This window comes from Mumia zhuanghuii (assembly GCF_042681565.1).
Lineage (GTDB): Bacteria > Actinomycetota > Actinomycetes > Propionibacteriales > Nocardioidaceae > Mumia.
Map to the genome: position 1 here is coordinate 2111287 of NZ_JBHUFT010000008.1, position 20656 is coordinate 2131942.

Sequence of the window (20656 nt, forward strand, 5' to 3'; positions counted from 1 at the left end):
GGACCAGGCTCACCGCCGTCGTGCGTGAGGGCCGGGTACGGGGGCGAAGAGGGCGCGCCATCGTGGTCCGAACGAGGGTGCAGGCCCGTCATAGCCGAGCGAGACGAGCTTGCGGTGTACGAGGATGACGAGGGCACGTGGACGGGCGAAACGTGCGCTCGTGATCTGGACGTACGTGACGCCGTGGTCGCGAAACCCCTCGTACCGTCCGATGTCAACATTGAACTGGTGGACATCCTCGGCGTGCTGGCGCCCTTCGTACTCGAGAACGAGCAGCCATCGATGGTAGAGCAGGTCGGCGCAGCCGAGGAACCTCCCCTCCACGAAGAGGTCCACGTTGACCTCAGGCGTGGGAAGTCCGGCCATGACGAGCATCGCACGGACCTTCGACTCGCGAGGCGAGCGCGAACGCGGGTTCAGCATCGGTAGGACCTCGAGTGCGCGGTCTGCGCCGGGGCGCCAGGAGTCGCGGATCGCGAGCTCGGCGAGCTCCTCATGTGTGGCGTGACCGTGGCGGAGGAGCCAGTCGCCGGCGGCGACGAGGTCGATGAGGGGCTCCTCGGCACAGCATCCGAGGAATGCCGCGGCGGGTGTCACCCCGCTTGCGTCGAGAGGCGGCATCTCCTTCGTCCGGTGCACCATGATGCCGTCGAGTGCGACGTGATGGTCGTCCGGCACCACGAAGCAGATCGGCTCCAGGGGGAGGTCGTCGTACCCGAGCATCCGGAGGCGCGTGCCGTCGGTGGGCTGAGCGTACGAAGGCACCGCGAGCGCCGCGGCCGCAATCTGGTCGCTGTCGGTCATCGCGTGATCCGTGTGCACCCAGGTCTCGGGATGAAGGCGGCGAAAACGCTTGCCGAGGAGCAGCTTCGGTGAGAGTCCGAGCGGGACCAGCTCGTCGCGCGAGAACGGGCGGTTGGTCAGCTGAGCTGGAAGCGGTGTCGGTGCGGGCATCCCGTCATCTCACGCGTCCTCGCGGGCTCCGTACATCGCCTGCGCGCGCACCTGTGGATGCCGCGGAGCCGAAGGCGTGTGTGGAGAATGCGGGCGCGGTGACTGAGGTCCCACTGTGCGGGCCTCGGTGGGACCGGACTCACCGCCGCTCCGCCGCCCGCACCGCCCTGCCGCCCTGAATGTGGTCACACCGCCACGCTTGGGCTTGATGTCTTGTTTGTGTGGGTTAGCCTGACGGAGGCCTCGCTCGTACGCCGAGTCCCGCCCAAGGGCGAGGCCTACCCCGGATGGCCGGTCACGGGGGCCGGCGAACCTTGATCTGAACGGGCGGGAGTGGGGAACCCATCTCTGGAGCCTTGGCTCCTTGGGGTGAAGCCTTGCCGCACGAACAACGCGGCAGGCCGGGCACCTTCGGCCCGAACCCGACAGCTAACCCCACAGGCGTTGTGAAGGGACAACATGTTCAACGCCCTCCGCGTCGCCCGTCGTGGCGTCGCTCTCACGCTGGCGCTCGCCGGCATGGTTCTGGGGATGCTGGTCTTCACCAGCACCCCCGCCAACGCAGCCAAGGACAAGACCTGGGAGCGCCTCGCCAAGTGCGAGTCAGGCAAGCGCTGGCGCATCAACACCGGCAACGGCTACCACGGTGGCCTCCAGTTCAGCGCGGGCACCTGGCGTGCGTACGGCGGCAAGAAGTACGCCTCGTACGCCCACAAGGCCAAGCGGCGCGAGCAGATCGCGGTCGCCGAGAAGGTCCTCAAGGGGCAGGGCTGGGGCGCATGGCCCGGCTGCTCCCGCAAGCTCGGTCTGAACAACAAGCTCAAGCGCGAGAAGTGGCAGGGGTTCGCCAGGAGCGACCGGTACGCCAGGAAGGGTGCCATCGGGCACTTCCCGCGGTGGTGGCGCAAGAAGTTCTGGTGACGCGTCGCCTGACGTGACACCCGGACCCCGGTGGGCTCTCATTCGAGCTCGCTGGGGTCCTTCACGTATGTCTTGGCCCCGTACGCCGCGCGGTTGACGACCCACGTGATCGCCCAGAGCACGACGCCGATGCCGAGGAGCAGTCCGGCGACCTCGTACTGCTCGGCAGGACGCCCGGACAGTGGCGTCACGAGGTAGAGCGACGTCACGCCGGCGATGACCGGGAGCACGGTGGGGGTCACGAAGTGGTCGTCGTCGACCGGGTCGCGTCGCAGGACCAGCACCGTGACGTTCACGATGGTGAACACCCCCAGCAGGAGCAGGGCCGTCGTCCCGCCGAGCGTGGCGATCGCGTCGTCGCTGGCGCTGAACACGTACGTGATGAGGCCGCACGCGATCACGGTCGTGAAGAGGATCGCGACCCATGGCGTCTGGCGGCGCGCGCCTACATGGGCGAGTCCCGGCGGGAGCACGCGCTGCTTGGCCATGCCGTAGATGAGCCGACTGGCCATCAACATGTTGATCAGTGCAGTGTTGGCGACGGCGAACATCGTGATGAACGGATAGATCTCGTCGATCGGGACGTCCGGGGCGCCGCGTTCGACGACGGTGAGCAGCGGCGTCTCCGAGGCGGCGAGCTCGCCGATCGGGACGAGCGCGACGGCGGTGATGGACACGAGGACATAGATGATGCCCGTGATCGAAAGGCCCGTCAGCATGATGCGAGGGAACGTGCGGACGGGGTCCTTCGTCTCCTCGGCCATGTTGACCGCGTCCTCGAAGCCCACCATCGCGAAGAACGCCAGCGAGGTCGCCGTCGTCACTGCGAGGAAGACGTTCTTCTCGTCAGGCGTGTCGAACGCGACCACTCGGGAGAAGTCGGCGTCCCCCTGCGTCATCGCCCAGATCCCGACGAGGATGACGAGCGCCAGGCCGGTGAGCTCGATGAACGTGAGCGCCACGTTGGTGAGCACGCCGTGCGCGACACCGCGCAGGTTGATCAGCGCCAGCAGGACGATGAACGCCAGCGCGACGAGGAGGATGCCGGTCTTGTCCAAGCTCAGGTTGAACCCCTGGTCGACGCTGCGTGCGACCAGCCGCGATGCGGTCGAGGCGGACGTGATCCCCGACGACATCACGGTGAAGGCCACGAGGAAGGTCAGGAAGTGGATCCCGAACGCCTTGTGGGTGTAGAGCGCGGCACCGGCGGCCTGGGGATACTTCGTGACGAGCTCGAGGTAGGAGAAGGCCGTCAGCGTCGCGATCACGAACGCGAGGATGAACGGCAGCCAGGCCGCGCCGCCGACCTCGGCCGCGACGTCGCCGGTGAGGGCGTAGACGCCGGTGCCGAGGATGTCTCCGACGATGAAGAGCAGCAGCAGCTTGGGGGTGAGAAACCGGCGGAGCTCCGGGGCGCGGCCCTCGTCGGTGGCAGTGGCATCGGGCCTGCTATCGGTCATGACGCTCCTCGTCGTTCGGTCCTGCCCCACTCTCGTGCTCGTGGCGTATGGGTGCAATCCGGCTCGCCAATAGGGAGGACATCGAACATGTGTTCGAGTCCCGTCGTATCCTGTGGCCGTGGGAACGAACAGGCGGTACGGCAGCGACGGGCGTGCCGTCGAGCCGCGCGACGGCGGCGCGGTCCGACACGTGTGGGTGTCGTTGAGCCGGTACGAGGCCGACGCCTACCCCGGTCTCGTCATCGAGTGGCGCCGCGAGTCCCAGGGCTGGGTCGCGCGCGTTGCGTTCGTGCCCGGCAAGCAGGGGGAGGGGACCCTGGTCGAGCAGTGGGTCGAGGCGAAGCGCCTGCGCCCTGCGGGGCCGCCACCCCCGCCGCTGGTCGAGTAGCCCTACGTCAGCTCCACGCCTGCTGCGGTGACGAGGAGCGTCTCGAGGACGGCCGACACGGCGGCGCCGGGCTCGCGCCGGGTCTGGCGGTGGCGGGCGACGACGCGGCGCGACCCGAGGCCGGGAAGTGACACGACCTCGACGCCGGTCGCGAGGTCCTGCTTGAGGGCGAGCGCGGGGACCATCGCGACGCCCTCGCCTGCAGCGACGAGCGCGTGCGCCGCCTCGAAGCTGGAGAACTCGTGCGCCGTACGGAGCCGACCGCCGAACGTCCCCGCGAGCCGTACGAGCGCGCGCGCCGCCGCCACCTGCTTCTCGGCGCCGAGCCACGTGGCGTCGGCGAGATCGGCCAGCTGCGTCGGGGTCGGGAAGGCAGCGGGGATGACGACGCGCCACGGCTCGTCGAGGAGGATGACGTCGTTCATCCCTCGAGGCGCGCCGACGGGGGAGTCCTCGTCCTGCTCGACGAGCGCGAGATCGAGCTCGCCGGCGCGCAGCAGGCGGAGCGCGTCGTCGGGCTCGTGCTCGGCGACGACGACGTCGATACCCGGAAACTCCTCGCGGACCCTGCTCAGCGACGGGCCCACGATCGCCTGGATGGACGTCTGGAACGCTCCGACCGCGACCCGTCCCGAGACTTCCTCGCCCATCGTCGCGAGCGTCTTGCGGGCCTCGACGAGCTCGGACTCGATCCGCTCGGCCGTCTCGGCGAGAACGCGGCCGGCGGGAGTGAGGGTGACGCCGCGCGGACCGCGTACGAGCACGTCGAGACCCTCCTCCGACTCCAGTCGTGCGATCTGCTGGGAGACCGCTGACGGTGTGACATGCAACTCATCTGCTGCCGCCAGGATGCCGCCCGTCCGATAGACGGCCAGCAAGTACGCGAGACGGCGGGGGTCGAGGGAAGGTATTTAGTAATACTAAACGCCGGATCAAGAAAGGGTCGATTGTGCTAAATGCGATCCGCACGCAGACTGAACGAGTCGCCGCCGGGGCCTCGCGGTGAGGCAGCAGGCGACACCCCTTCCCACCCAGTACGACCTCTCGGAGCCGCACATGTTCTCGTTCGCTGACTTCGTCACCGCCCTCGGGTGGTTTGGCGCCGTCGCGGGCGCTGCCGCGTACCTACTCGTCAGCCGTGGCCGGTGGAGCGCCTCCTCGGCGCGCTACCAGACGGCGAACCTCCTGGGCGCCGGCCTCATGGGGGGTGTTGCGGCGTTCAACCACGTGTGGCCCTCGGCTGCGGCGAACCTCATCTGGGTCGTCATCGGCGGCCAAGCGCTCTGGATGATCGCGGGCAAGAAGCGTGCCGATCGCGAGGAAGCCCAGAGTGCGGAGGCCGAGGCGGCGATCGCGTCGCTGCCGGCCGCTCCGCCGATGGCGCTGGCCGTGGACCGTTCGTACGACGTCTTCATGGAGGAGCGCGATCCCACCCTGCGGATGGGCACGGCCGAGCTCGCCGCGCTCACCGAGCGCGGAGTGGCTGCCGCCGCCTGACCTCCGTACGAGATTGCGTGCCCCCTCCCGGATCGCTTCGGGAGGGGGCATCGTCGATCACGGGGCGTACGAGGAGGGTGCGATGACCACGATCGTCGTCGGTGCGGGACAGGCCGGGCTCGCTGTCAGCCACGAGCTGCGCGAGGCGGGCGTCGACTATGTCGTCCTCGAGCGTGACCAGGTGGCGCGCGCTTGGCGCAACCGGTGGGACAGCTCCACCCTCGTCACCCCGAACTGGACGCTCCGCCTCCCCGGGAGCCGGCGACGGCGACGAGCCCGAGGGCCACGTCGGGCGGGACGAGATCGTGGCCTTCCTCCAGGACTACGCCGACCTCGACGTGGCCCCGGTACGGGAGGGCGTGGCGGTCACGTCGGTCGACCGGGGGAGCACGGCGCGCTTCCGGCTCCGTACCGACGACGGGGACCTCGACGCGGACTCGGTCGTCCTCTGTACGGGGGCCTACCCGCGCCCGCACGTCCCCGCGGCTGCCGCCGAGCTCGCCCGGACGACCCCCGTCCTCGACGCGACGGCGTACCGCGACCCGTCCGACCTTCCTGAAGGGAGGATCCTCGTGGTCGGTTCGGGGCAGACCGGCGTCCAGCTCGCCGAGGAGCTGCACCAGGCAGGTCGCGACGTCGTGCTCGCCTGCGGTCGGGCGCCCTGGGTCCCGCGGCGGATCGACGGCGTCGACATCGTGACGTGGCTCGAGCGTGCCGGCTATTTCGACCAGCCGCTCTCGGCCCTCCCAAGTCCGCAGATGCGCCTGCTCGCCAACGTGCAGGCGACCGGCGCCGGTGGCGGCCACGACCTGCACTACCGCGTGCTCCAGGAGCGAGGTGTCACGCTCACCGGGCACCTGCTCGGCGTCATCGACGGGACGGTCAGCTTCGCCGACGACCTCGCGGCGTCGGTCGCGTTCGGCGATGCGCGCCTCGCCGACGCCCGACGTGTCCTGCACGAGCGACTCGGCGCCGACGCGCCGGACCTTCCTGAGCCGGCGCCTTTCGTCGCAGAACCGCTGCTCAAGATGCCGGTCTCGGCGATCGACGCCGTCCTCGTCACGACCGGCTTCCGGCCGGACCACGCGCGCTGGGTGCACTTCCCGGTGTTCGACCCGTACGGGTTCCCTGTGACCGCAGACGACCTCACGACCGGGTTCCCGGCCTCTTCTTCTGCGGGGTGCACTTCCTGCGCAACCGCCGCTCGTCCCTGGTGTGGGGCGTGGGCGATGACGCTCGTCTCGTCGCCCACGCGCTCGCCGGCGACCAGGCGGCTGCCTGACGGGTGGACTCGGCTGGCGTGGCTCCGTGCGATCGGTTGCACTGGGGGCATGAGGAGACGAGTTGCGTCAGCGGTGAGGATTGTCGCGCTCATCGTCCTCGCCGGCTGCTCCGACGGCGACGATTCGGCGGACGACGAACCCTCCGCCACCGAGACGACGACGCTGGCGACGACGGCGCAGCCAAGCCTGGCCAGCCAGGTCGAGGACGCGTTCTCCATGTCGTACGGGTGGCCGAACCAACCGAAGTGGCAGCACATCAAGAAGTTCAGCGACGACAACGCGCCGCGGGTCACGGTCGTCACCGATCTCGCAGATGCGCCGGCGAGCCAGACGGAAGCGCAGGGCTACTGCGAGGCCGTCGTGTCCGTGTCGGGTCGGTGAACGCGGAGTTCACCGGTGCGGAGGTGACGGCAGGCGACGGTGGTCCCGTCCTGGCCGCGTGCGACGTCCCGGCTGCCTGAGACGCGTGGCTGCGAGACGGCACGGTTGTGCTCGTGTGCCCATTGTGTGCACACTTGAGGCATGGCTAAGGATGAACGCCTCCATGTGAGGCTGACGAAAGAGCAGATGGACCTCATCCGCAGCGCTGCCGAGGTGGAGCACCGAACGGTGTCCGACTTCGCCGTGACCGCGCTCAGCGACCGCGCCAACGACGTGCTGGCCGACCAGCGCGTCTTCGAGCTCACAGGCTCCCGCTGGGACGAGCTCGTCGCCGTCTTGGACCGCCCAGCCACCGTCCGTCCTCAGCTCGCCGAGAGCCTCCGGCTGCACGCGAAGTACATCCGTCAGTGACCGGGGACTGGCACTTCGAGCCGCTGGCATCGCGTCATGACGTCAGCGCCTTCACATGCCGGGAGCATTCGATAGCCGACTGGCTGAAGCGCTACGCGCTACCGAACCAGGCCCGCCGGTCATCACGCACCTTCGTTCTGGTCGACGGCGACGATCCCGCTGTGATCGGCTACTACGCTCTCTCCCTTGCAAGCCTGCAGAAGTCGACGGCTGCCGCAGAGGTAGCCGAGGGAATGCCGCCATTCGAGATCCCGGGCGTGCTTCTGGGGCGCATGGGACGGGACGAGAAGTATGCATACAAGCACGTCGGCGACCTGCTGCTGGCCGACGCCGTCCTCCGGACGCTTCAGATCGCCGAGCTCGCTGGTGCGAAGGTGCTGCTGGTGCACGCGCTGCGGGACGAGCTCGTGACCTGGTATCGGGATCGCGGGTTCCTGCCGTCTCCGGTCGAGGGCCGCTTGCTCATGCTGCCGATCCAAGACCTCGAGGCCACGCGCGACTACGCGTAGCCCCGGGGCCGGGTCGATCCGTTCGGCGGGCGAGCGAACCGCGACGTCTTGCTGGCTACCAGCCTCGCTCTCGCCACTCCGCGAGGTGTGCCGCTCGGCGCCGAGCGTGGAGTCGTCGCCTTGCCCGGGATCGAACCAGGTCTCGTCCGGGAGCCGGTCGAAGATCTTGCGCTCGACGTCGTAGATGAGCGTCACGAAGTCGTCGTGCGACCACGTCTTGCCTACGCCCACGGCGGTGTCACGATCCGTGCCGCCGAACTCGAACGGCTCGCCCAGCTCCGTCCTGGCGAGCTCGGCACTGATGCCGCCGCACTCCGCTTCGGAGTCGCCTCGGTCAACACGACCGGCGCGGTCTCCGTCGCCGCCCTCGAGGCGACCCCGTGAACGCGCTTGAGTTGCCCCCCGCGGTCGGCGAGCTGCAGACGATCTGGGCTCCCCACGCCGCTACGACAACGACCTCGGCTACCGCGACCGGCTCGAGGCGTTCGTCTGGTCACGTGTCATCGGCGGCTCCCTGTCTCGCGCCGGCGTGGTTCGCAACGGAGACGGCAGCACCGTGCTCGTCACCGACTCCGCCAGCACGCCGACGGCAGCTTCGGAACCCGCGGACCCGAAGGAGCCGTCCCCGCCGAGGCCGTCGTCGTGCCGCTCACCGGACTGGAGGAAGTCCCGTGACCCCGTGCCGCTCACCGCTACGCCGCCCTGGCCGCCGCGTGTCGCCGCGCCCCGTCGATACGCCACTGCCGCGCACCCTGGAGTCTGCACGCGCCCGGAGCCGCGTCGCTGTCGAATCGACCCCGCCGCTCGTGCTCGCCGCCGTCCGCGAGCTGTTCGCCTACCTGGACACCCGCAGCCGGGGCCGCCTGATGGATGAGCTCGCCCACGACTCCGCCGCAGCCCTCGAGCGTGCCGCGAAGTTCCTCAAGGTCGGCCCCGCGCTGCGCACTCTGATCCGGCGTGCCGTCGCCGCCCAGCGTGCTTACGAGCACCGACGTGAGCGCGGCGTCTACTAGGTCCCCGTGGCCAGGCTGACCATCCCCGACGCCGTCCCGCTCGACGTCCGCTTCGAGATCGCCTCCACCCTGCACGGTGCGATCAGCGACGTCCGCGAACCCGGACTGTGGCTGATGCTCGACGCCCTCGCCCTTATGATCTTCGACCCCGACGACCCCGACGACCCCGACGACCCCGAGCTCGCCGACACGCTCGACGACGCCCTGCTGCTCATCTGCGCCCGCCGAGGCCGCGCGCTGGACCCACGCGCCTTCGCGGCCCTGTTTATCGCACGACGCCCAGCAGCGGCTGCTGGCTCTGGCGCGCGCTCGAGCGACAGCTCTATCTCGCCGCCGTCACCGCCCGCTCCGAGTGGTGCGACCTACTCGACGAGATCGACCGGCTCGAGTCAGCGGTCGAGCTCTGACTCGGCGTTCGCGTCGTCCTCGGCATGCACGTGAGCGCGGTGAGCCATCTTGGCGCTGCGTCGCCACGGACGTGCCCTGCGCAGTTTGTGCCCGGCCCCGGCGCGCTCCCACTTGCGGTTCGCCGCGTCGGTGAAGGACATGTCGGCGGCGAAGGCAATGTCTCCGAGACGGTGCAGATCCTCGGCGTGGTCGACGAAAGGGACCTCATCGTGGGGGGCCACCGCGCTGACGAAGTAGGGGCCAGACGGGCCCCCGTCGTGGTCAAGCCAAACGAAGACGTTGAACACCGGCTCGTCCGAGCCGTTCCGGACGCGGAGCACGTGCTCGGACTCCGACTTGCCGGAGTCCTCGAAGATCGCGCTCACCAGCTGGGCCTGCGCCCGCCGTCGATCGAACGTGTTTGTCACGTAGACCGCGACCGCGACCGCGACGCCGATGGTGGTCACCGTCGTGCCCACGACATCGATCCATGCCGTGCCGCGCTCGCTGGTGATCCAGTCACCACTCGCATCGAACATGGAGGCGAACCTAGCGTCCCGGTTCGCCAACTGCCTGTGCATGCGCATACGAGAACGTACGGAACAGGTCCTCAGGCGCGATCTGCGTGGGTCCGTCGACGCTCACCGTCAGCGCGTGAACTCACGGCCTGACCGAGATCTCCGCCTCGATCATGGATTCAGCAGTGGTGATGTCGCCGGTCTTGAAGCACTCCTTGCTCCTCGCGACCGTTCGTGCCCAGAGCCGCAGGTAGGTCGTCGCCTCCGCCGTACGGCTCAAGTGCTGCTCATCTGCGGCTCCTGGCTCGAAGCTCGAGTTCCAGTTCGGGCCGTCGTGCTCCCAGCCTGCTCGCGTATCCGCCTGCTCAACCTTCTCGAACTTGCTCAGGTAGGAGGCAGCGAGCTCCCGTGGCTGATCGCACGACGCTGCTGTGCTGGTCGAGGGATCGCGAGCCAAGACCAGCGCAGCCAGCACGGCGACGACGCCCGCCCCTGTGCCGACGAGCCACGCCATCAGCTTGCTACCTCTGCGCGCGGCGACCGCACCGCCGACGACGGCGAGCACCACCGCGACGACGACGAGTACGAGCGCGACGATGTCGGTCACGGCGACGTCCATCGCGTCAGCCTTGCAGTGCCCGAGTCGTGCCGCAGGAGTTTGCTTGCGCACGAGATCGCACAGCTGCGCACGGCTCAGCACGAGCTCGCTCGCGATCTGCACGACTCCGTCACCGACGCGGACCGGCTTTTGGCACCGCCGGCGCCGGGCGACCCCCGCTCCGCTCGCTCCGTCCCGCCCTGGCGGAATCTGGGGAAAACCAGCCGAGCTCTCCGAGAGTGTCCGGATGGCAATCAATAGCCCGGGCGATGCTCTCTCGTTCTCTCGCGCCATAGTGAAAGGCTGGTCGGGTGACCGTCTCCATCACCACTGAACACGGGGCAACCCTCGACTCCGCGATCGCCGACGACGTCCGTGCTGGCGTTCAGCTCATGGGGGTCGACGACGCCAACATCATCCTCACCGGCGATCTCGCCCGCTCCGTCCGCGAGGCGACGGGCAACTCCAGCTACGCGCTCGACCGAAGTGGAGGCGTGGTCGCTGGCAAGACCGTCGACGGAACCACCAGCTACCTGTCGGCGGACGCCGTGATGGAGGAACGAGCGGCGGTCACCGCGCTCGCCGCACATGAGGCCGGGCACCTCCTGCTCCACCGGCGAGGCGAGGGTTTCGACGAAGGGCGAACCAGCCCAAGCTCTGATGCCCGCGTCTGGGAGGTCGGCTCGGCTAGGTGCGCGCTCGACGAGTTCCGCATCACGCTCGCGCTCCACGCAGAGAATCTTGGATGTACACCGAGGAGCTTCACCGACGATGTGCCCCATCACCTATTCGAGGTCGGCGTCGACGTCCTCGAGGCGTTGAACGACCACTGGCCGTCCGACACAAACCGTGGCGACCTCTACGCCGCCGCGATGAGGATTCTCCCCGTGGTCCAGAACCTGGGGAAGGTCCTCTCGTATAGCGCGGCTGAGGTCTCCGCCGGGGACCGCGAACTACTCCCAGACACGTTCTCCCCACCCGTCCGAGCACTGTGGGAGGAGTTCGCGTCGTCGACCTGGGACGACCGCTCCCAGCTGCTGGAGCAGATGCCGGATGCCCGCCTTCCTCTAGCCGTAGGGCAGTTGGAATCCGGGATCCGCGAGCTCGCCGACATCGAGGCTCGACTTCTCGCGGCGATCGGCTTCAGGTTGAAGTGGGGCGCGCAAGGCGAACTGGACATCTTCATGACGCGCACCGACTGGCCTACCGTCTTCGAGGCCGTCCTGGAAATCGACGATGCGATCGAAGACGGCTCAGCGAGCCCGCCGGGCTCCTAGCGCCGCTGTACGTCGACGGCGTCGACCCAGACATACGGCACCTGCAGCCTGTCGTCGGCGACTGCGACGCAGACGTGCCGGCCGTGCCAGCGGACAGCTCGAGCTCGGAGCCAGCAGACCCCGTCGCGCTCGAAGTCGAGCCAGACCATGCGGGTATCGGCTGCCGGGCGGCGGGAACGGGTGCGTTCGGTTACCGGTCGCCCGCGGCGAGGACGTCATCGTTGGACGCGATGTAGACACCGTTGCCCAGCGGCTCGAAGCCGTGCCGCGACCAGTACGCCTGGAGGCGCTCCTCGCCGCGCTTGGATTTCGAGCCGATCGGGGCCGGATAGAGGACGACGGTCGCTGCGCTCATCACCGCGAGCGCGTCTCGGACGATCTCGACGCCGAGGTCGCGTCCGCGATAGGCGGGCTCGAGCTCGACGCTTTCGACGATCACCATGCCGAGTCCTGGCCCGTCGGACCAGCGGATCAGCTCGTGGTCGTCGTGTCGGCCGAGCTCCTCGGCGATCACGGAGAGGTCTCCGCTATTGGCGTCGAGCGCTTCGAATAGCGCGTCGCGCTCGTGGAAGATCCCGCGCAAGCTCACGACGATCGAGGCGTGCCCGACCGCCCGCTGCTCGCTCTCCGCGGTCTCGTCGTACGCGTAGACGCTCCCGCCCCACAGCGCGATGTCGTCGAATTCGCGGTCGCGGCGGACATGCCACTCGACCCACAGCCCTTCGGTCTCCAGTGTCATCTTCTGTCATCCTGCCGGGGATGGGGCCGGGCGGCAGGGTCGGGCGCTGAGTGGTGTGGAGCTGGAGCGCGCGGCGTCACGCGGCCTACCAGCCGCGCTCGCGCCACTGCGCGAGGTGAGGGCGCTCCTGGCCGAGCGTGGAGTCGTCGCCGTGGCCGGGATAGAACCACGTCTCGTCGGGCAGCCGGTCGAAGATCTTGCGCTCTACGTCGTCGATCAGCGAGGCGAAGTCGTCGCGCGACCAGGTCTTGCCGACCCCGCCGGGGAACAGCGAGTCTCCGGTGAACAGGTGCGGCATGCCCTCCGGGTCGTCGTACAGCAGCGCGATCGACCCCGGCGTGTGGCCGACGAGATGGATGACGCGCAGGCGGGAGCGTCCGACGGCGATCTCCTCGCCGTCGGTCACCACGGCGTCGATCGGCACCCCGATCGCCTCGGCGTCCTCGGCTCCCGCGATCGTCCGCGCACCCGTCGCCTCGACCACGGCGGCGAGTGCCTGCCAGTGGTCGCCATGGCGGTGGGTGGTCACGACGGAGGTGAGACCGGACTCTCCGACGACCTCGATGAGCGTGCCGGCGTCGTTCGCCGCGTCGATGAGCACCTGCTCGTCGGTGTGCCGGCAGCGCAGGACGTACGCGTTGTTGCTCATCGGCCCGACCGCCACCTTGGTGACGATGAGGTCCGCGAGCTCGCGGACGTCGGGCGTCCCTCCGACGGTGACCTTGCCGGTGTACGTCATCGTGAGCTCCTGTTCGTACGGTCTCAGCGCCAGGCGTCGAGGTCGGGCAGGTCGCCGGTGGTGGCCAGCGAGGGCCCGGTGACGCTTCGGGTCACCCAGGCCAGCAGGTCGGCCTGCGTCCCCGACACCGTACGGCCTCCGCCGTCGCCGACGCCGAGCCCGGAGTCGACGGCGCGCAGCGCGAGGGGCTCTCCGGCACGCTCAGACAGGTCGCGGGCGGCGTCGTGCATCGCGAGCGAGACCCAGCCCGGCGGCCACCGGTCGGGCGTGTAGCCGAGGTCGAGGTCGTAGTGGTGCAGGACGACCTCGGTCGCGCGCATCATCGGCACCCACGACCCGGCGACCTGTCGGCCACCTCGGGCGGTGACGGTCGCCGACCATGCTGCCTCCGGGAGCGCGCGTGCCTCGACGATCCAGCCGATGGACGTCTCTGTGAGGTCGTCGAGCAGTACGTCGGCGCTGCGGCCCGCGCCTGCCTCGATGTCGTCGTCGCGCTGCTCGGCCGAGGCGTACATCGGGATCGCCTCACCCGTCCGTGCCGACGTCAGCAGCCGTACGAGGGCGTCGGCGTTGCGGGCGAGGTGGGTGATCACGTGACCGCGGCTCCAGCCGGGCAGCAGGCTCGGCGCCCGCATGTCGGCGTCGTCGAGCCCGTCGAGGTCGACGAGGAGCTCGCGCGTACGGGAGTCGACCAGGTCGATCACGTCGTTCGGGGTCGCCATGGTCCCACCTTGCCAGGTCTTGACCTGCGTTCCTGTCAGGACCCCTCGCTACGATGGAGAAGGTGGGTCGAGCCCTGCTCGGGCAGCGATCCGCGCCCTGATGTCCCCACCGGCGCGACCCCCAGGAAGGCTGAACACGTGGCAGATCGACTGCTCATCCGCGGCGCTCGCGAGCACAACCTGAAGGACATCTCCCTTGATCTCCCACGGGACGCGATGATCGTCTTCACGGGTCTATCGGGCTCCGGGAAGTCTTCGCTCGCGTTCGACACGATCTTCGCGGAGGGGCAGCGCCGCTACGTCGAGAGCCTGTCGGCGTACGCGCGCCAGTTCCTGGGGCAGATGGACAAGCCCGACGTCGACTTCATCGAGGGCCTGTCGCCGGCGGTCTCGATCGACCAGAAGTCGACCTCGCGCAACCCGCGCTCGACGGTCGGCACGATCACCGAGGTCTACGACTACCTCCGCCTGCTCTACGCGCGTATCGGCCACCCGCACTGCCCCGTGTGCGGCGAGGCCATCACCAAGCAGACCCCGCAGCAGATCGTCGACCGCATCATGGAGCTCGGCGAGGGCACGCGCTTCCAGGTGCTCGCGCCCGTGATCCGTGGCCGCAAGGGCGAATACCTCGACCTGTTCCGCCAGCTGCAGTCCCAGGGCTACAGCCGCGTCCGCGTCGACGGCGAGACCCACAGTCTCGCCGACGAGCCCCCCACGCTCGCCAAGCAGAAGAAGCACCACATCGAGGTCGTCGTCGACCGGCTCGCGGTCAAGCCGTCGGCCCAGCAGCGCATCACCGACTCGGTCGAGACCGCGCTCAACCTCGCCGACGGGCTGGTGCTCCTCGACTTCGTCGACCTGCCGGAGGACGACCCGCACCGCATCCGCCGGTTCTCCGAGAAGCTCGCCTGCCCCAACGACCACCCGCTGGCGGTCGACGAGCTCGAGCCGCGCTCGTTCTCGTTCAACGCCCCGTTCGGCGCATGCCCCGAGTGTTCCGGTCTCGGCACCCGGATGGAGGTCGACCCCGAGCTGGTGGTCCCCGACCCGTCCCTGTCGCTCGACGACGGGGCGATCGCGCCGTGGGCGGCCGCCCACGTCGCCGACTACTTCGGTCGCCTGATTGACGCCCTGGCCGAGGAGCTCGACTTCACGACCGCGACGCCGTTCGAGGACCTGCCCTCCGAGGCGCGCAAGGCTCTGCTCGAGGGCCACCCGACGCAGGTGCATGTCCACTACCGCAACCGGTACGGACGTGAGCGCTCTTACTGGAGCTCGTTCGAGGGCGTCATCCCGTACGTCGTGCGCCGGCACGCCGAGGCAGAGTCCGACACGACACGCGAGCGCTTCGAGGACTACATGCGCGAGGTGCCGTGCCCGACCTGCGGCGGCACGCGCCTCAAGCCCGTGATCCTCGGCGTGACGGTCACCTCGGCCACCCACGGCGAGAAGAACATCGCCGAGGTGTCCGCGCTGTCCATCGAGGAGGCCGCCCGCTACCTCAGCGACCTCGAGATGTCCGAGCGCGAGAGCCAGATCGGCCAACACGTCCTCAAGGAGATCCACGAACGGCTGCGGTTCCTGCTCGACGTCGGCCTCGACTACCTCAGCCTCGACCGCGCGGCGGGGTCGCTGTCCGGCGGCGAGGCCCAGCGGATCCGGCTGGCGACGCAGATCGGCGCCGGCCTCGTCGGCGTGCTCTACGTCCTCGACGAGCCGTCGATCGGGCTCCACCAGCGCGACAACCACCGCCTCATCGAGACCCTGGTGCGGCTGCGCGACCTCGGCAACACCCTCATCGTCGTCGAGCACGACGAGGACACGATCCGGGCGTCCGACTGGGCCGTCGACATCGGTCCCGGCGCCGGCGAGCACGGCGGGCAGGTCATCGTGTCCGGCCCGGTGGAGGAGCTGTTCGCGTCGGAGGACTCAATCACCGGCGCCTACCTGTCCGGCCGCAGGGAGATCTCGGTCCCGGCGGAGCGGCGCCCACGCCGAGAGGGCCACGAGCTCGTGGTGCGCGGCGCGCGCGAGCACAACCTCAAGGGCATCGACGTGGCGTTCCCGCTCGGCCAGATGGTCGCCGTGACGGGTGTCTCCGGCTCGGGCAAGTCGACGCTGGTCAACGACATCCTCTATACGTCGCTCGCCCGGACCATCCACAACGCCCGCACCCTGCCGGGCCGCCACAAGGACATCACCGGCGTCGAGCTGGTCGACAAGATCATCCACGTCGACCAGTCGCCGATCGGCCGCACGCCGCGCTCCAACCCGGCCACCTACACCGGCGTCTGGGACCACGTCCGCAAGCTGTTCGCCGCGACGCCCGAGGCCAAGGTCCGCGGCTACCTGCAGGGCCGCTTCTCGTTCAATGTCAAGGGCGGGCGCTGCGAGGCGTGCTCGGGCGACGGCACGATCAAGATCGAGATGAACTTCCTCCCGGACGTCTACGTCCCGTGCGAGGTGTGCCACGGCGCTCGCTACAACCGCGAGACGCTCGAGGTGCACTACAAGGGCAAGACGGTCGCCGAGGTCCTCGACATGCCGATCGAGGAGGCGCTGGAGTTCTTCGAGGCGATCCCGGCGATCTCGCGCCACCTGCGCACGCTCGTCGACGTCGGGCTCGGCTACGTCCGTCTCGGCCAGCCGGCCCCGACGCTGTCCGGCGGCGAGGCGCAGCGGGTCAAGCTCGCTGCCGAGCTCCAGAAGCGTCAGACCGGCCGCACGCTGTACGTCCTCGACGAGCCGACCACGGGTCTGCACTTCGAGGACATCCGCAAGCTGCTCGGCGTGCTGGGTCGTCTCGTCGACCAGGGCAACTCGGTCATCGTCATCGAGCACAACCTCGACGTCATCAAGACCGCCGACTGGCTGATCGACATGGGGCCTGAGGGCGGCAACCGCGGCGGCATGCTGGTCGCTGCCGGCACGCCCGAGGAGATCGCGGCCCATCCCGACAGCTACACCGGCCACTTCCTCAAGCCGCTCCTCGAGGGGCGCGAGGCCAAGCAGCCGACCCTGCAGCCGGCGCTCGACCTCGCACCGGTCGGCCGTACCCGCAAGGGCTCCGGTCGTACGGCCTCCGCCAAGGCGGCGCGGGCCTCCGCACGCGAGGCGGAGAAGCCCACACCGGCGAAGAAGACGCCGGCCAAGAAGGCCGCAGCGAAAAAGTCCGCTGCGAAGCAGGTGCCGGCCAAGAAGGCAGCAGCCAAGAAGGCATGACGCGTCGGCGGGGGTGCGCCCGTCGGACCCGTCACGCGAAGTTGCGGGCACCTCTCGCCTGTGGGGATCGTTGAACGTTCCACCGACTGCACCACCACACTGCACGCCAACGAGAGGCCAGGCATGACCGACGCTCCGGACAGGGCCAGCACCGTGAAGCGCCGTACCGTCATCCAAGGAGTAGGACTTGTGGGCGGCACCGTCGCCGCCGGTGGGCTCCTCGCCGCATGCGGCGGCGGGGGAGACGGAGGGGGCTCCGACGCAACGACGAGCGCCCCGCCGCAGAGCGACGCGACCACTCCGAGCGCAGAAGCGACGACCGACGGCGGTGCGCCCGCGACCGGCACCGAGCTCGGCTCGACCTCCGACGTCCCCGTCGGCGGCGGACGCGTGTACGAGAGCGAGAAGGTCCTCGTCGCGCAGCCGACCGAGGGCGAGTTCAAGGCGTTCTCGTCGGTCTGCACCCACCAGGGGTGTGCCGTGAGCATGATCGAGCGCACGACGATGACCTGCCCGTGCCACGGCAGCGAGTTCTCGACCGACGGCGGCAAGGTCCTGCAGGGACCGGCGACCAAGGCGCTGCCCGAGCGCGAGGTCCGCGTCGAGGGCGACGCGATCTTCCTCGTCTGAGGCCTCAGCGGCACGCGGGCGGTCGTCACGGCAACGCCCCGCGTGCCGGTCGGCGGCGCTGTCAGCGTCCCCTCGTAGGCTGGTCACGTGGCAGATCCAGCGACATACCGCCCGGCGCCGGGTTCCATCCCTGATGCTCCAGGCGTCTACCGGTTCCGCGACGTACAGCGTCAGGTGATCTACGTCGGCAAGGCCAAGTCACTGCGTTCGCGGCTCTCGTCCTACTTCCAGGACATCGCCGGACTCCACCCTCGCACCCAGCAGATGGTGACGACCGCTGCGAGCGTCGAGTGGACGGTCGTCTCCAACGAGGTCGAGGCGCTCCAGCTGGAGTACACCTGGATCAAGGAGTACGACCCGCGGTTCAACGTGAAGTACCGCGACGACAAGTCCTACCCGTGGCTCGCGGTGACCCTCAACGAGGAGTTCCCGCGGGTGACTGTCGGCCGTGGACCCAAGCGCAAGGGCGTCCGCTACTTCGGCCCCTACAGCCACGCCTGGGCGATCCGCGAGACCGTCGACCTCCTGCTCCGGGTGTTCCCGATGCGCTCGTGCAGCAACGGCGTCTTCAAGCGCTCGGCGCAGATCGGGCGGCCGTGCCTGCTCGGCTACATCGGCAAGTGCGCCGCCCCTTGCGTGGGTCGGGTCAGCCCCGAGGAGCACCGCGAGATCGTCGACGACTTCTGCTCGTTCCTCGCCGGCAACACCTCGACCTACATCAGGCGCCTCGAGCGCGACATGAAGGCGGCGGCCAGCGAGCAGGAGTACGAGCGCGCGGCACGCCTGCGCGACGACATCGACGCGCTGCGCAAGGCCCTCGACAAGAACGCGGTCGTTCTCGGCGACGGCACCGACGCCGATGTCATCGCGCTCGCTGACGACCCGCTCGAGGTCGGCGTCCAGATCTTCTCCGTACGAGGCGGCCGTATCCGCGGTCAGCGCGGCTGGGTCGCCGACAAGACCGACGACGCCGGGACGGGCGAGATGGTCGAGCGGGCCATGATGAAGCTGTATGACGGCGAGCCCGCCGACGCGATCCCGCGCGAGGTCCTCGTGCCGGCGCTCCCCGACGACGCCGACGCGGTTGCCGACTGGCTCACCCAGCAGCGGGGGAGCAAGGTGGCGATCCGCGTCCCGCAGCGCGGCGACAAGCGTGCCCTCATGGAGACCGTCGAGCGCAACGCCAAGCAGGCGCTCGTCCTCCACAAGACCAAGCGTGCGAGCGACCTGACGACCCGCACCCGCGCGCTCGAGGAGCTCCAGGTGGCGCTCGGGCTGCCGGAGGCGCCGCTGCGCATCGAGTGCTACGACGTCTCCAACCTCCAGGGCACCGAGGTCGTCGCGTCGATGGTCGTGTTCGAGGACGGCCTCCCGCGCAAGTCCGAGTACAGGCGCTTCGTCATCCGCGGCGTCGAGGGCCAGAACGACGTCGCGTCCATGCACGAAACGATCACGCGCCGCTTCCGCCGCTACCTCGACGAGCGGGCCGCGCTCGCCGCGCCCGAGATCGGCGTCGAGGACCCGGCCGAGGCCGAGGGCCCGCAGCTGGTCGACCCGGACACCGGCAAGCCGCGCAAGTTCGCGTACGCCCCCGGTCTGGTGGTCGTCGACGGCGGCCCGCCGCAGGTCGCGGCCGCGCACGACGCGATGCGCGCGCTCGGTGTCGACGACATCCCGCTGTGCGGCCTGGCCAAGCGCCTCGAGGAGGTCTGGATCCCTGACGAGGAGGATCCGGTGATCCTCCCGCGCACGAGCGAGGGCCTCTACCTCCTCCAGCGCGTACGAGACGAAGCCCACCGTTTCGCGATCTCCCACCACCGCGGTCGCCGATCCCGCACCATGGTCGAGAGCGCTCTGGACGACGTGCCTGGGCTGGGGGAGGTGCGCCGCAAGGCGTTGCTCCGCAGGTTCGGCTCGCTCAAGAAGCTGCGGGCCGCGACAGTGGACGAGATCGCTGCCGTGCCGGGCTTCGGACCACGTACGGCGACCGCGGTCGCTGAGGCTCTCGCGGGAGACAGGTCGACGCCGTCGGCTCCCTCGATCAACATGACGACCGGCGAGATCCTCGAGGAGGGATCGTGAGCAGCTCGGGTGTAGAAGAGCTCGTCCTCGTGACGGGCATGACTGGTGCCGGCCGCAGCACCGTCGCCAAAGTTCTGGAGGACCTCGGGTTCTTCGTCGTCGACAACCTGCCACCCCAGCTCCTGGGTGACACGGTCGAGCTCTTCGGCCAGAACCACGTCGCCACCAAGCTCGGCGTCGTGGTCGATGCGCGCTCGCGCCAGTTCTTCTCCGCACTGTCGGGTGCTCTTGAGCGCATGCGCAAGGAGGGTCTGCGCTCGACGGTGATCTTCGTGGAGGCGTCCGACGAGGTGCTCGTACGCCGTCAGGAGGCCGCCCGCAGGCCCCACCCGCTCCGTACGGAGGGCCGGCTCCTCGACGGGTTCCGGGTCGAGCGCGAGATGCTCCGCGAGCTGCGTGCGGAGGCCGACCTCGTCATCGACACGACCCGCCTCAACGTCCACCAGCTGTCGGCGCGAGTCTCTACGGCGTTCGAGAGCCCCGACGAGCACCCGCTGCGCGCGACGATCGTCTCGTTCGGGTTCAAGTACGGCATCCCCGTCGACTCCGACATGGTCGCCGACATGCGCTTCTTGCCCAACCCGTACTGGGACGAGGAGCTTCGTCTGCTGAGCGGGCTCGACACCGAGGTGAGCGAGTTCGTCCTCAGCCAGCCCGACGCACTCCCGTTCCTCGACCAGTACGAGGCGCTCCTGACGACGCTGACGGACGGGTTCGTCCGCGAGAACAAGCGCTTTCTGTCGCTCGCGATCGGGTGCACCGGTGGTCGGCACCGCAGTGTCGCGATGGCCGAGGCGCTGGGGGAGCGGCTTCGCGCCCACGACGTCCGTACCCTCGTGATCCACCGCGACCTGGGGCGCGAGTGACCGCCGCGACCCGACGCCGTGGTCCCGCGCACTCACCGGTCGCCCAGCGCAAGGTCGTC

General features: G+C 69.4%; 22 protein-coding genes, 1 pseudogene and 1 riboswitch. Of the genes and pseudogenes, 15 read left to right on the top strand and 8 right to left on the bottom strand.

Translation table 11 applies throughout. The features are described 5' to 3' along the window. Window positions 1-9: 9 nt before the first annotated feature. Window positions 10-954, bottom strand: a complete 945-nt coding sequence (locus tag ACFSDF_RS18580) for a hypothetical protein (RefSeq protein WP_377158673.1) — start codon at window positions 952-954, stop codon at window positions 10-12. Between the two features lie 295 nt (window positions 955-1249). Beyond that, a riboswitch (cyclic di-AMP (ydaO/yuaA leader) is annotated at window positions 1250-1412 on the top strand. Window position 1413: 1 nt separating this feature from the next. Here ACFSDF_RS18580 and ACFSDF_RS18585 point away from each other — a divergent pair. Continuing rightward, on the top strand, window positions 1414-1875 hold the full coding sequence (locus ACFSDF_RS18585; RefSeq protein WP_167003043.1) for a transglycosylase family protein: 462 nt from the start codon (window positions 1414-1416) through the stop codon (window positions 1873-1875). Window positions 1876-1913: 38 nt separating this feature from the next. Here ACFSDF_RS18585 and ACFSDF_RS18590 read toward each other — a convergent pair whose 3' ends face one another. Next, window positions 1914-3335, bottom strand: a complete 1422-nt coding sequence (locus ACFSDF_RS18590; RefSeq protein ID WP_167250827.1) for an APC family permease — start codon at window positions 3333-3335, stop codon at window positions 1914-1916. Window positions 3336-3453: 118 nt separating this feature from the next. Here ACFSDF_RS18590 and ACFSDF_RS18595 point away from each other — a divergent pair, with 118 nt between their 5' ends. Next, window positions 3454-3723: a hypothetical protein gene (locus ACFSDF_RS18595; RefSeq protein WP_167003038.1), complete on the top strand. Its 270-nt coding sequence runs from the start codon at window positions 3454-3456 to the stop codon at window positions 3721-3723. Window positions 3724-3725: 2 nt separating this feature from the next. On the opposite strand, the gene ACFSDF_RS18600 is transcribed toward ACFSDF_RS18595, so the two are convergent. After that, window positions 3726-4634, bottom strand: coding sequence for a LysR family transcriptional regulator (locus tag ACFSDF_RS18600; RefSeq protein ID WP_167003037.1), 909 nt, complete (start codon window positions 4632-4634; stop codon window positions 3726-3728). A gap of 145 nt (window positions 4635-4779) precedes the next feature. On the opposite strand from ACFSDF_RS18600, the gene ACFSDF_RS18605 reads away from it, so the two are divergent. The 8 genes and pseudogenes from ACFSDF_RS18605 to ACFSDF_RS18640 all read left to right on the top strand — a co-directional run bounded on the left by ACFSDF_RS18605 (window position 4780) and on the right by ACFSDF_RS18640 (window position 9258). Further along, a complete protein-coding gene (locus tag ACFSDF_RS18605) occupies window positions 4780-5220 on the top strand; it encodes a CBU_0592 family membrane protein (protein WP_208322339.1) in 441 nt (146 codons plus the stop codon). 82 nt (window positions 5221-5302) lie between these two features. Then, window positions 5303-5449, top strand: a pseudogene (locus ACFSDF_RS18610) (NAD(P)-binding domain-containing protein); the annotation flags it as partial. Then, complete coding sequence (locus ACFSDF_RS18615) at window positions 5379-6884, top strand: NAD(P)-binding domain-containing protein (protein ID WP_279587730.1); 1506 nt, start codon at window positions 5379-5381, stop codon at window positions 6882-6884. The pseudogene ACFSDF_RS18610 and the gene ACFSDF_RS18615, both read left to right, overlap by 71 nt. A gap of 141 nt (window positions 6885-7025) precedes the next feature. Then, window positions 7026-7295, top strand: coding sequence for a type II toxin-antitoxin system TacA family antitoxin (locus tag ACFSDF_RS18620; RefSeq protein ID WP_167003033.1), 270 nt, complete (start codon window positions 7026-7028; stop codon window positions 7293-7295). Continuing rightward, window positions 7292-7804, top strand: coding sequence for a GNAT family N-acetyltransferase (locus ACFSDF_RS18625; RefSeq protein WP_167003031.1), 513 nt, complete (start codon window positions 7292-7294; stop codon window positions 7802-7804). The genes ACFSDF_RS18620 and ACFSDF_RS18625 overlap by 4 nt, the downstream gene beginning before the upstream one ends. A gap of 204 nt (window positions 7805-8008) precedes the next feature. Continuing rightward, the gene (locus ACFSDF_RS18630) at window positions 8009-8188 is read left to right on the top strand and encodes a hypothetical protein (protein WP_167003029.1); all 180 of its coding nucleotides are present in this window, start codon (window positions 8009-8011) and stop codon (window positions 8186-8188) included. Between the two features lie 422 nt (window positions 8189-8610). Further along, window positions 8611-8817, top strand: a complete 207-nt coding sequence (locus ACFSDF_RS18635; RefSeq protein WP_167003027.1) for a hypothetical protein — start codon at window positions 8611-8613, stop codon at window positions 8815-8817. A gap of 6 nt (window positions 8818-8823) precedes the next feature. Further along, a complete protein-coding gene (locus ACFSDF_RS18640) occupies window positions 8824-9258 on the top strand; it encodes a hypothetical protein (protein ID WP_167003025.1) in 435 nt (144 codons plus the stop codon). Here ACFSDF_RS18640 and ACFSDF_RS18645 read toward each other — a convergent pair. Together ACFSDF_RS18645 and ACFSDF_RS18650 are read right to left on the bottom strand one after the other, a co-directional pair. After that, window positions 9207-9743, bottom strand: a complete 537-nt coding sequence (locus ACFSDF_RS18645; protein WP_167003023.1) for a hypothetical protein — start codon at window positions 9741-9743, stop codon at window positions 9207-9209. The two genes, ACFSDF_RS18640 and ACFSDF_RS18645, sit on opposite strands and share 52 nt — an antisense overlap. Window positions 9744-9864: 121 nt before the next feature. Then, window positions 9865-10443, bottom strand: coding sequence for a hypothetical protein (locus ACFSDF_RS18650; RefSeq protein WP_167003021.1), 579 nt, complete (start codon window positions 10441-10443; stop codon window positions 9865-9867). Between the two features lie 188 nt (window positions 10444-10631). Here ACFSDF_RS18650 and ACFSDF_RS18655 point away from each other — a divergent pair, with 188 nt between their 5' ends. Next, window positions 10632-11597: a hypothetical protein gene (locus ACFSDF_RS18655; protein ID WP_167003019.1), complete on the top strand. Its 966-nt coding sequence runs from the start codon at window positions 10632-10634 to the stop codon at window positions 11595-11597. Window positions 11598-11787: 190 nt separating this feature from the next. Here ACFSDF_RS18655 and ACFSDF_RS18660 read toward each other — a convergent pair whose 3' ends face one another. The 3 genes from ACFSDF_RS18660 to ACFSDF_RS18670 form a co-directional block, all read right to left on the bottom strand. Continuing rightward, entirely contained in the window at window positions 11788-12336 is a 549-nt protein-coding gene (locus ACFSDF_RS18660; RefSeq protein WP_167003017.1) for a hypothetical protein, read from the bottom strand. An 85-nt stretch (window positions 12337-12421) separates the two neighbouring features. Beyond that, window positions 12422-13075 carry an MBL fold metallo-hydrolase gene (locus ACFSDF_RS18665; protein WP_167003015.1) on the bottom strand — a complete coding sequence of 218 codons (654 nt, stop codon included), beginning with the start codon at window positions 13073-13075 and terminating at the stop codon, window positions 12422-12424. 23 nt (window positions 13076-13098) lie between these two features. Continuing rightward, complete coding sequence (locus tag ACFSDF_RS18670) at window positions 13099-13797, bottom strand: maleylpyruvate isomerase family mycothiol-dependent enzyme (protein ID WP_167003013.1); 699 nt, start codon at window positions 13795-13797, stop codon at window positions 13099-13101. Window positions 13798-13935: 138 nt separating this feature from the next. Between ACFSDF_RS18670 and uvrA the strand changes: the two genes are divergently transcribed. The 4 genes from uvrA to rapZ all read left to right on the top strand — a co-directional run bounded on the left by uvrA (window position 13936) and on the right by rapZ (window position 20597). Beyond that, the gene (uvrA, locus tag ACFSDF_RS18675; RefSeq protein WP_167003011.1) at window positions 13936-17019 is read left to right on the top strand and encodes an excinuclease ABC subunit UvrA; all 3084 of its coding nucleotides are present in this window, start codon (window positions 13936-13938) and stop codon (window positions 17017-17019) included. Between the two features lie 123 nt (window positions 17020-17142). After that, window positions 17143-17649, top strand: coding sequence for a Rieske (2Fe-2S) protein (locus ACFSDF_RS18680; protein WP_167003009.1), 507 nt, complete (start codon window positions 17143-17145; stop codon window positions 17647-17649). Window positions 17650-17736: 87 nt separating this feature from the next. Beyond that, window positions 17737-19731: an excinuclease ABC subunit UvrC gene (gene uvrC, locus ACFSDF_RS18685; RefSeq protein ID WP_167003007.1), complete on the top strand. Its 1995-nt coding sequence runs from the start codon at window positions 17737-17739 to the stop codon at window positions 19729-19731. Then, entirely contained in the window at window positions 19728-20597 is an 870-nt protein-coding gene (rapZ, locus tag ACFSDF_RS18690) for an RNase adapter RapZ (RefSeq protein ID WP_347877928.1), read from the top strand. The genes uvrC and rapZ overlap by 4 nt, the downstream gene beginning before the upstream one ends. Window positions 20598-20656 lie beyond the last annotated feature (59 nt).